Origin of the sequence: Rhizobium tibeticum (genome assembly GCF_900110205.1) — a bacterium.
In the GTDB taxonomy this organism is placed as follows: domain Bacteria; phylum Pseudomonadota; class Alphaproteobacteria; order Rhizobiales; family Rhizobiaceae; genus Rhizobium; species Rhizobium tibeticum.
Genome location: NZ_FOCV01000085.1, coordinates 1 through 10,243 on the forward strand (window position 1 = coordinate 1; position 10,243 = coordinate 10,243).

7 protein-coding genes and 5 pseudogenes are annotated in these 10,243 nt (G+C 56.9%); 6 read left to right on the forward strand and 6 right to left on the reverse strand.

Going from position 1 to position 10,243, the window contains the following annotated elements; translation table 11 throughout:
- Window positions 1–7: 7 nt before the first annotated feature.
- Window positions 8–1,013, forward strand: a pseudogene (locus tag BSG20_RS33945) (IS110 family RNA-guided transposase).
- Between the two features lie 101 nt (window positions 1,014–1,114).
- On the opposite strand, the pseudogene BSG20_RS33950 reads toward BSG20_RS33945, so the two are convergent.
- The 3 genes and pseudogenes from BSG20_RS33950 to BSG20_RS33960 all read right to left on the reverse strand — a co-directional run.
- Window positions 1,115–1,864 (reverse strand): annotated as a pseudogene (locus BSG20_RS33950) (IS630 family transposase); the annotation flags it as partial.
- Window positions 1,865–2,238: 374 nt separating this feature from the next.
- Complete coding sequence (locus tag BSG20_RS33955; RefSeq protein WP_072382235.1) at window positions 2,239–3,102, reverse strand: MurR/RpiR family transcriptional regulator; 864 nt, start codon at window positions 3,100–3,102, stop codon at window positions 2,239–2,241.
- Between the two features lie 10 nt (window positions 3,103–3,112).
- Complete coding sequence (locus BSG20_RS33960; RefSeq protein WP_072382233.1) at window positions 3,113–3,481, reverse strand: hypothetical protein; 369 nt, start codon at window positions 3,479–3,481, stop codon at window positions 3,113–3,115.
- 1,187 nt (window positions 3,482–4,668) lie between these two features.
- On the opposite strand from BSG20_RS33960, the gene BSG20_RS38190 reads away from it, so the two are divergent.
- Complete coding sequence (locus tag BSG20_RS38190; RefSeq protein ID WP_342030085.1) at window positions 4,669–5,034, forward strand: cupin-like domain-containing protein; 366 nt, start codon at window positions 4,669–4,671, stop codon at window positions 5,032–5,034.
- A gap of 4 nt (window positions 5,035–5,038) precedes the next feature.
- Window positions 5,039–5,879 (forward strand): annotated as a pseudogene (gene tnpC / locus BSG20_RS33970) (IS66 family transposase); the annotation flags it as partial.
- Window positions 5,880–5,950: 71 nt separating this feature from the next.
- Here the strand turns inward: tnpC and BSG20_RS38195 are convergent.
- The 3 genes and pseudogenes from BSG20_RS38195 to BSG20_RS33985 all read right to left on the reverse strand — a co-directional run.
- A pseudogene (locus BSG20_RS38195) lies at window positions 5,951–6,100 on the reverse strand (Rid family hydrolase); the annotation flags it as partial.
- A 37-nt stretch (window positions 6,101–6,137) separates the two neighbouring features.
- Window positions 6,138–6,366: pseudogene (locus tag BSG20_RS33980) on the reverse strand (FAD-dependent oxidoreductase); the annotation flags it as partial.
- Window positions 6,367–6,560: 194 nt separating this feature from the next.
- Entirely contained in the window at window positions 6,561–7,445 is an 885-nt protein-coding gene (locus BSG20_RS33985; RefSeq protein ID WP_072382239.1) for a MurR/RpiR family transcriptional regulator, read from the reverse strand.
- A 233-nt stretch (window positions 7,446–7,678) separates the two neighbouring features.
- Between BSG20_RS33985 and BSG20_RS33990 the strand changes: the two genes are divergently transcribed.
- The 3 genes from BSG20_RS33990 to BSG20_RS34000 all read left to right on the forward strand — a co-directional run.
- Complete coding sequence (locus tag BSG20_RS33990; RefSeq protein WP_072382231.1) at window positions 7,679–9,004, forward strand: aspartate aminotransferase family protein; 1,326 nt, start codon at window positions 7,679–7,681, stop codon at window positions 9,002–9,004.
- A gap of 14 nt (window positions 9,005–9,018) precedes the next feature.
- Window positions 9,019–9,564, forward strand: coding sequence for a carboxymuconolactone decarboxylase family protein (locus tag BSG20_RS33995; protein ID WP_072382229.1), 546 nt, complete (start codon window positions 9,019–9,021; stop codon window positions 9,562–9,564).
- A 316-nt stretch (window positions 9,565–9,880) separates the two neighbouring features.
- The coding region (locus BSG20_RS34000; RefSeq protein WP_143147606.1) for an ATP-binding cassette domain-containing protein at window positions 9,881–10,243 on the forward strand (363 nt) is incomplete at its 3' end.

Sequence of the window (10,243 nt, forward strand, 5' to 3'; positions counted from 1 at the left end):
TAACACGATCGGGTTAGACTTGGCGAAGAATGTATTTCAGGCTCATGGAGCGGATGCGGCTGGCGCCATTGTTTTCCGCAAGCAACTGCGACGCGACAAGGTGCTTGCGTTTTTCGCTGGGCAGCCGGCCTGTTTGGTCGCCATGGAGGCCTGTGCTGGGGCGCATCATTGGGCGCGCGAGATCGGCAAGCTCGGCCACACGGTTCGTCTGATCCCACCATCCTATGTGAAGCCTTTCGTGAAGCGGCAGAAGAACGATGCCGCCGATGCCGAGGCGATCTGCGAGGCCGCGCAGCGGCCGACCATGCGCTTTGTCGCCGTGAAGAGTGAGGAGGAGCAGGCGAGTGCGGCCGTATTCCGGGCTCGTGATCTGTTGGTTCGGCAGCGCACCCAGACGATCAACGCCTTGCGCGGCCATCTCACAGAATATGGGCTGGTCGTCGCCCAGGGCCCTTCTCACATCGCCAAGCTGATGGAAAAGGTAAAGGATCCTGAGGGCGACCTGCCAGAAGCAGCCCACCTGGCTCTCACCATGCTGGTCGATACGCTGAGATCGCTGGAGGAAAGGATCAAGCACCTTGATGCTGAGATTGCACGGCGTGCCCGGGAGGATGAAGACGTGCGGCGGTTGGCGACAATCCCCGGCGTTGGTCCGATAACGGCAACGGCTCTGATTGCGCTGGCGCCTTGCGCCGCAACCTTCCGAAAGGGTCGCGACTTCGCCGCTTGGCTGGGCCTGACGCCGTTGCAACGCTCAACCGGCGGTAAACAGAAGCGGTGCAACATCGAAGATGGGCGAGCGTACCTTGCGTCGCCTGCTTATCATCGGAGCGAGCGCTGTCGTGCGTCATGCTCGTCGGCGAGGCGTTCGTGAAGGATCGTGGCTTGGGCGCATGCTTGCCCGCAAGCCGCCAATGCTTGTGGTCGTCGCTCTTGCCAACAAGATGGCCCGCATCGTCTGGGCGCTCATGGCAAGGGGTGGGACCTACAGGGCTCCGGCCGTGGCAGCATAGCAGCTCGGTCTGAGGTCGTCGCAGGTGTAGGAAGGTCACACGATCTTCGGCGTTTTGTGGGTTGCATAGTTGTCCATCACGAGATGTATGTCCGGTCCCTAGGGCATCACGGCGTCGATCCGCTTGAGGAAGTCCAGAAACTCGGTTGCCCGGTGACGATTGTAGCATTTGCCGATCACCGCACCGGTGGCAACGTCGAGCGCCGCGAACAGGGACGTTGTGCCATTGCGGACATAGGTGTGAGTGCGACGCTCAGGCACGCCCGGCACCATGGGCAAGACAGGCTGCTCGCGATCCAGTGCCTGGATTTGCGATTTTTCGTCAACGCAAAGCACGACAGCTCGATTTGGCGGCGACATGTAAAGACCGACAATGTCCTGCCCCTTGTCGACGAACAGAGGATCGGTCAACAGCTTGAACGTTTCAGACCGGTGCGGCTGCAGCCCAAACGCGGCCCATATCCGACGGATGGTCGTGTGCGAAAGCCCGGTCGCACTTGCCATGGAGCGGATTGACCAATGGGTGGCATCCTTCGGGGTGCTGTTCAGAGTGCGCTCGATGACCTGAGCAACCTGCATATCGGACACTGTGCGTGGGCGACCTTCGCGATACTCGTCGGTTAGCTCTTCAATGCCGTTCTGAACGAACCGCCGCCGCCATTTGCCAACCGTGTGCTCGTGGACACCGAGGCGTTCGGCAACTTCCTTACTCTGCAATCCTTCAGCGCAGAGCAGGACCATCCGGCATCGATCAGAAAGCGAACGTGGCGCTTTGTGCCGCCGAACCTGAGCTTCGAGAAAAGACCGATCCTCGCCGCTCAATACGACCAAATCCGCCTGTCGCCCAGCCATCAACAATGCCCCGTCTCTCCGATAGGGGAATATACAATGATACTTACTTAAGTCCAGGTGACTAGTGCCTCCCTCCATGCAAAGGAAAATAATGCACCATCAAAACCTGGGATCAAACACCTAGTTTAAAGGAAGCGGGCCGGTTGTGGGCCGCGTTGTTGCCGAACTCGGAACCGACCATGACCCAGGATCTGCCAAATGCTTGACAAACATCCGCAATTTAAGGGACCATTACGGCCGGTCGGGAGTTGGAGAAATTCCTAAGCTGCGCTGACCGCACATGAACCTATCGAACCCTGAACCTCGTGGCCAGCAAAGGTGAGCGCTTTGAATTTGCGGCTCCCGGTTAATCAGAATTCGCGCAAGCGCGGTATCTACAGCACATAAGTACGCAATGCGTCGAGTTGTGCTTCGTTGGCTGCCAAAGCTTGAAGCGCGCAGCTGCCGCGTTTAGCCGCGATCAGTTCCACGAGACATTCCACCACCGCGAATGCGGGAGTCATAGTGTGAAAGATCCAAGGTGTTTCGGTCCGAACGCTAATTACAATTTGGGCAAGCTTAGCGATGGGAGACACTTCGCTGTCGGTCAACGCGATGAGTTTCGCACCGCGAGAAACGGCGAACTCGGCGGCCTCCACCGTGAAGCGAGTGTACGGCCTGACTGTAACCGCCAGCAAAGCGTCTTCTGGACCGACAGACCCTAGCACATCATTGGACGTACCGCCTATTCCGTCGATTAATATCGTGGGAGAGCCGAGTAATGAGCCGACATAGTGCATCAGATAGGCTACAGGAAAACTCGAGCGGAGGCCGATACAAAAAATATGCCGCGACCCCAGCATGAGATCTGCCGCTTCTGCGAGCGCGGCAATCGCGGAGGGCTGTGCGAGGTTCCTTAGATGGCCATTCAAAACATCGATTGTATCCCTGATTAAGGCACCATCGCCCACGGCCTGCCGTCGTGCCAATAATTCGTCTTCAAGGTCCGCAAAGCATTCTGGCCGCCCCCTGACACTGTCCGCAAATACCTCCTTCAACTTGTCGAACCCTTCGAAGCCAAGGCGTTTTGCAAGCCGCATTAGCGTTGCCGGAGGCACTCGTGCTCGGCGCGCCTGCTCCCTCATCGACAGCAGTGCGACCTCCGTTGGGTGGTCGAGCAACCAACGTGCAGCGACCTTCATTTGTCGCGGGTACAGCTCGTAGCTGTTCTTGATTGCACTTACGACGGGCAAATCCATTCCGATATTCCTAGTCGAGCCGATAAATGCTGAGAGCCAGCAAACGCGGGGTTTCTTTCACGAACAATGATAAGCGCAACCCCTTTATCGAAGAACGCTTGACGGCACACGATGTCCCGCTGGCGCGGGCTGGATCTCCGGCAGGCGCTGCGCCGCTTTCTGAGAGGTAACTCGACTGAGATCGCAAGCCGGTCATGAGGTCGGTCACCAGCATATGGCACGGTCTTTCAGGCGTCTTGAGCTTCTGTTGTCGGATGCGGCCGACCTCAGAAGGGGGGATGAGATCAATCGCGAATCCAAGCGGCAAGGGAGTCATATCGTCCTGCGATCCATAAAGGATCGCCAGCGTATATGTATTAAAGTTGAGAAATTGGTCCATGATCACTGAATTCCGTGGGGAACCGCTGATATCCCCATGACCAAATCATCAAAGCAAGTTGCGTGCCGAACGGGCCCACCGTCCGCAGTGCACGGTTTCTCCGTATCTGCGGCCGGCCCAGGCGACGCTTTGGTCGGGTTTCTGACATTATTGACCTGCTTCGGACACAAGAAGGTTTGCGAATAGTCACGCACGGGGGGAGCTAGTGAAAGAAACCTTAAACAGGAAAACAGCCTGAGGCCAAACTCAATCTATGGGGCGACACAATCTGGATGAGAAAGCTTATCATCTTGTTTGTCGCGAGGCGTAAGGCCTCGTCTGACGCGGCTCGGCAGCGGCACCTGCATACCGGTGTGCCGCAACAAGACATACAGCAAAGTAGGTCGAAACGCGCCACGATCAGCGTGTTAAATATAAGATTAAACCCTATCGAAGCTGACGATAGCCAGAGCTTTGGCCTGCTGCCCGCACCTACCCGACACATACTGGCGGGCAGCTTCACTTCGGCAACTACCAACACCGGTAGTTGAGTAGGTGGGAACTCCACTTTATGATCCTGTAAATGTTCTACCAACCGGAATTTGTAGCGACACGAAAACGTTTTGATGCATCGTCTTTTCAAGACTCCACGGCGACACGATGCACTGGACACAACCCAAGACTGGCCGCAAGTCCGCGCGCAGGCAATGCGCAAAGGGCGGCGATGGCTCGATAGCCGACTAGCCAGACCAGCCGCGCTCGCGCCGGAACCCAAGGCGGTTGCTTAACGTATTCACGTAATAAGTGAGATCAAAAATGACGGAACTCAAACTGGAAACATCCCCGCAAGCGCCAGGAGATAGCTCATCGTCGACGCTGGAAGACTCGGGCTGGTCGTCGGTTCCTACCGTGACAGCGCTATCTAACAGGGAATTTGCTACTCATTATCGAGATTCCATGCGGCCGGTTCTCCTACGTGGCGGCTGTGCGTCTTGGAGCGCGTGCCAGCGCTGGTCTCCGCAGTATTTCCATCGTGTCGCTGGATCACTTGCTGTGCCAGTCAAGACGCTTAACAGCAGTGAGATCAAGGTTTCTTCTTGGCTGCTCGCAGATTACGCGCGGTTCGTTATGGAGCAGCCGCCAGGGGGGAGGGAGTATCATCGAGAGCGAGAGCGGCTCCATACTGCCACGACATTCCCCTGCTTGGTATGGTGGAAAGTTTGGCGGGGGACTGTCAGCCCTTTCCCGTAAAATTTGTTAGTCCGTCGTATCGTCGACATTGGTGGCGCTACTTGCAGTTTTTCATGGGCCCTGCAGGCACTGTTACCCCGCTCCACTTCGACACCCTTCTCAGCCATAACCTCTTCTTCCAGATCTACGGCGCCAAGCAGTTCACCATTCTCCCACCCGCCCAGGCAATGTGCTGTGGACGCCGCGGTTGGAGGTGGTTTGATGTGGACCCTGAAAAACCGGACTATGTGCGCTTTCCGCAATACGAGCGAGCAACACCGGCCGTCGTCACCGTAAGTGCTGGCGACATCCTGTATAATCGCCGCGGGATCGTTGGAGGATAGTTGCAATACAACCATTCCCATCCAGGCCAAAGGCAAATGCACGACCGGGCAAATATGGACTTGCGTATGCAATGACCGACGCGCCGGCGGCAATGTACTATGTTTCGAGTAACCGGCCCGCAGAAACATCTGGCCGGGTATGGCGGCATTCTGCAGAGCGATTGCTACAATGGCTTCGAGCCGCTCAGTGTTGCCGAAAAGAAAGCGGTGCCGATCACCTTTGCCTTTTGCCATGCGCATGCGCGGCGCAAACTCTTTGAACTGGCCGATATCCAGAAAAGTGCCCGCGATCACAAACGCAGAGGCAAGCCGATCTCGCCGATCGCCTTGGAGGCCGTCCAACGGTTCGACGCGCTGTTCGAGATTGAGCAGCAGATCAATGGATTGAGCGCCGAAGAACGACTGGCCGCGCGGCAGGAGAAGAGCAAGCCGCTGTTCGATGACATGCACGAGTGGCTGAAGCGGGAACGCGCCACGCTCAGCAGATCGTCCGAGGTGATCGAACCGATTGATTACATGCTGAAACGCTGGGATGGCTTTGCCCGTTTCCTGGAAGATGGCCGGATTTGTCTCACGAACAACGCCGCAGAGCGCGCGCTGAGAGGTATTGCCTCGGGCGCCGCAATTGGACCTTCGCCGGCTCCCAGCGCGGGGCCGATTGTGCCGCCATCATGCTCACCTTCATCACGACCTGCCGTCTCAACGACGTCGACCCAAAGGCATGGCTTGCCGATGTGTTCGCCCGCATCGCCGATCTCCCCGTCTCCCGCCTTCACGAACTGCTCCCGTGGACGTGGAAAAGGCTGCGTGAGGCCGAAAAGGCCCCGGATCAGTACATCGCCTGAGCGACAGCCTCACATACATCAGCAAGTGCGCCTGCGCGCGATCCAATTCCGCGGCCTTCCGCGTATGGATACTGTTCAACGGCATTGGCCGAGTTGAATTCGCTCGTTGCCGGATCGATCGGCAGCTGTCCGAAGACGAACAACAGGCCGCCGACCTTGACCGCTTGGGAATAGGGGCCGACACCGCCAGGAGCGTCGGTGGTGGAAACTTCTTCGATCACAGCTTGGTTCGCCATGGATGATTGATGTGGCGTTCGTTCAGGCGTAACGGCTCATTGCCAGGTCAGTGGCATCGATTTCTGGCGTGCGGCCGGAAACGAGATCGGCAATGACGCGCGCCGCACCGGAACTCATTGCCCAGCCAAGCGTGCCGTGGCCAGTGTTGAGAAACAGGCCGGTGATTTTCGTCGGGCCGATCACGGCGTGCGTCTGGCGTCATTGGTCGGAGCCCTGACCAAGCCGTGCTGGCGTCGCCGCCAGGGACAAGAATCAGGTTTGATTTTGGTGAGGCTAAATCATCACCGGGACGCGAGCGCTCCGGTTGCAGCAACGGAATCCGCAACTAGGGGCCTACAGCGTACATAAGCGGACGCGGGACTGAGCGTCCGGCCCGCCTTGATGAGGGGCATCGGATGTCCTTTTCTGATTTACACATTTGAAAAAACCATCAACAAATTTGGCTCAAATCTTCCGCCGTGGAATGGACGTCGCGTACGTATTCATCGATGAAAGGTGGCGGTCGGCGCGCTTAAGCTCTTCGAGAGCTCCGGTGCGATCATGACTTGCCAAAAGGCCGCAGAGAACTTCCGAGACGGCGAGGGCAGGGACCAACGTATGGAAGAAAGTCTGGCTTTCCGTAGAGAAGAGCACCACGTGTTCGGCGATGGTCACCAGAGGGGAAACCTCGCTGTCCGTAATCGTAACTATTTCCACTCCTTTTTCGCGGGCGGCCTCGGCAAGCTCGAGTGTGTGAAGTGAATAAGGGCTTATCGATATCGCAAGCAAAACATCGTCTGCGGTGGCGCGAATAAGCGCATCGCCGCTTGTGCCGGCCGGCCCATCAAGATGAACGGTCTTTTCCCCGAGCAACGTCATGACATAATGGAAATGCCAGGCCACCGAATGGCAAGAGCGCAAACCAAGAACATAGATTCTCCGGGCTTTGCCCAAGCGGTCGGCCACCGTGCTGAGCCGCAAGAGCGAATCGGGTTCGCATAGCCGAGCGACCTGAGCGGAGAGGCTTTGGAGCATTCGTTGCGCCAGTCCTTCCCCATCCGTGCCGCCCCCGTCTCGCTGCAAGGCCCGGGCGGCGAACCCATCGGCACCCACCCGAATGACGTCGGCGTGCTGACCGCGGAAATCTTCGTATCCGGAAAATCCAAGGAACTTAGCCAGCCGCGTCATCGTAGAGGGTTGCACGCCGGCGTTGCGGGACAACTCACGCATCGACACGAGCGCCACTTCCTGAGGATGTTCCAGGATGTGACGAGCCGCCTGTTGCAACTGAATAGACATGTCGTCAAATCGTTCAATGATGTGACCGTGCAGGGGGCCCTTTTGCAACATTTGCCTCATCTAAGCTGACATAATCCATCCGGAACATCCCTTTCGCAGGCGAAAAAGTCAAATGCTATCATCCATTGGTCTTCGGGGGACTTGGCAACCATACCCATATTGAGCATGAAAACAAATGAAGCAGAAAATATCTTCTAAAACACTTGTTGCATTTTTCGGCGAAACCTGCAAATCAATAGAAAGAAGCCGGAACGGCCGGTTAGATCGAAAGCCGAGACCTGACAATGACCAAAATCCTCCATCGAACGATCGGTACAACTCTGCCAAGGGCCGTAGCAGGAGAAGGCATCTACATTACCGATAGCGAAGGCCGCATCTACATAGACGGGTCGGGTGGGGCCGCGGTGAGTTGCCTCGGCCACAATCATCCGGAAGTCTTGGAAGCGATGAAGGCGCAGATGGGACGGATTACCTACGCCCACACATCGTTTTTCACCACTGACGTGGCCGAGCAGCTCGCCGAACAGCTGGTAGAGCTGGCACCCAACGGGCTGGATTATGTCTACTTGGTTTCAGGTGGTTCTGAAGCTGTCGAGTCCGCTCTGAAGATGGCTCGCCAGTATTTTGTTGAGGTTGGCCAGCCCCAGCGTCGCCATATCATCGCGCGTCGACAGAGCTATCATGGAAATACAATTGGTGCATTGGCAACTGGCGGGAATGCCTGGCGCCGCGCTCAGTTCAAGCCGATCCTGCCAGAAACGCATCACGTTTCGCCCTGCTATGCATATCGCGACATGCCGGTGGGAGAAACTCCTGAGGACTATGCCGAGCGTCTTGCCGCCGAGCTGGAGGCGAAGATCATCGAGCTTGGGACGGGCAAGGTCATGGCTTTCGTGGCGGAACCGGTAGTCGGTGCAACACTTGGTGCAGTCGGCCCCGTCGCTGACTACTTCAAGCGGGTTCGGCAAGTCTGCGACAAGTACGGCATCTTACTCATTCTCGATGAAGTGATGTGCGGCATGGGACGCACGGGTACGATGTTCGCATGCGAGCAGGAAGGAATAGTCCCTGATCTGGTAACCATTGCGAAGGGCATGGGCGGAGGCTTTCAGCCGATCGGCGCGTTGATGTTGTCTGAGAAAATCTATCGTGCATTTGCGGAGGGTTCCGGCCTGTTTCAACACGGTCACACCTACATCGGTCATCCTGTCGCAGCCGCGGCGGCTAACAAAGTCGTCGAGATCGTGAGGCGGCCGGAGATAATGGAAAACGTTATCAAGATGGGCGAATGTCTTCAAGCTGGTCTTGATGCTGCACTGGGACAATCGCCATACGTTGGTGACATTCGCGGGCGAGGCCTTTTCCGCGGAGTTGAGATTGTAGCGGATAAGGACACACAGCAGCCTTTTGATCCTGCGCGCAAAATCCATTCCAGGATCAAGAAGGAAGCAATGAAGCGAGGCCTGATGTGCTACCCGATGGGTGGAACCATCGACGGGGTCAATGGCGACCATGTGCTGCTGGCCCCCCCCTATATCATTCAAGCAAAGCAAATTGATCTGATCGTAGAACGACTCGCGGAATCGATCGATGCCGCCGTTAAGAGTTGAGGCTACGATCTGTCATGACTCCAAATACGACAACTTCCTGCCCGCCCATAACCGACGAACAATGGCCCGCCGAGATCGAGGATATGAAGGCTGGCTTTGCCGGCGCGCTGAACGTCTATCGCACTATGGCCCATCATCCAGCATTGCTCAAGGCATGGGCTCCGCTACGGCAACATATCGTCAAAGACAGCGCTCTAGGGGCCGTCCGGTCCGAACTCGTTATCCTGCGGTCTGCTCATCGGATGGGGTCGGCTTATGAATGGGCCCATCATGTCAACCGCGCACGAGCTCTGGGTATTCCGGATGCTCGCATCGAGGCAATGCGTGGCGCGCCCGACGGCGAGGACGGGCTTATCGCCCGAGCGGTTGATGCACTTTTTGATGGATCCCACCTGCCGTCAATTCTCGAACGCGCGATCTCTGCGGCCATGGGAAGACAAGCCGTATTTGACCTCATGGCGACGGTCGGTTTCTATTGCATATTAGGCTACATCTTGATGACTTATGACACACCCTTAGACGAAACCGTTGCGAGGGAAATCGCAAACCATCAACTCTAACAAGCTGGGGCAGCGAAACAATGTAAGGCCACTCCTATGCGCGGACTCACTGGAGCCGCACAAATGTGATACGTGTGCTGCAGGCAATCAAATGTAAAACGTCCGTTGCAAGTCGCGCTCGGTCGAGATAGATGCGGCTCGGGAGCGGCGCAACAGGTAAGCGGACCGATCGATCCAGACTATTTAGCTGATTGTACTGCGGGAGTAGGCCATGAGGCAATAAAGCAGAGCAAAGCGAACGTCACGTGACCAAGTTCATCATACGGATTGCAGCAGCAGTCTCGTCGGTCGCTTTCGCATCGAGGAGCAGGCGGCAATGAATGCGGACAAGATTATTGAAGCGACGAACGTCTCCAAGTGGTTCGGCAGCTTTAAGGTGCTGACGGATATCAACCTCACTGTCCGCAAGGGCGAACGCATCGTCATCTGCGGTCCCTCAGGATCTGGCAAGTCGACATTGATCCGCTGCTTCAACCGGCTTGAAGCACATCAGGAGGGTGAGATCGCCGTCACCGGGATCAGGTTGAACAGTAAAATGCGCAACGTGGCTGAAGTTCGCAAGAATGTCGGCATGGTGTTCCAGCACTTCAATCTCTTCCCACACATGACCGTGCTGATGAACTGCATGGCCGCACCGATGTGGATCAAGGGCGTGCCGGAGGCCGAGGCCAAGAAGACC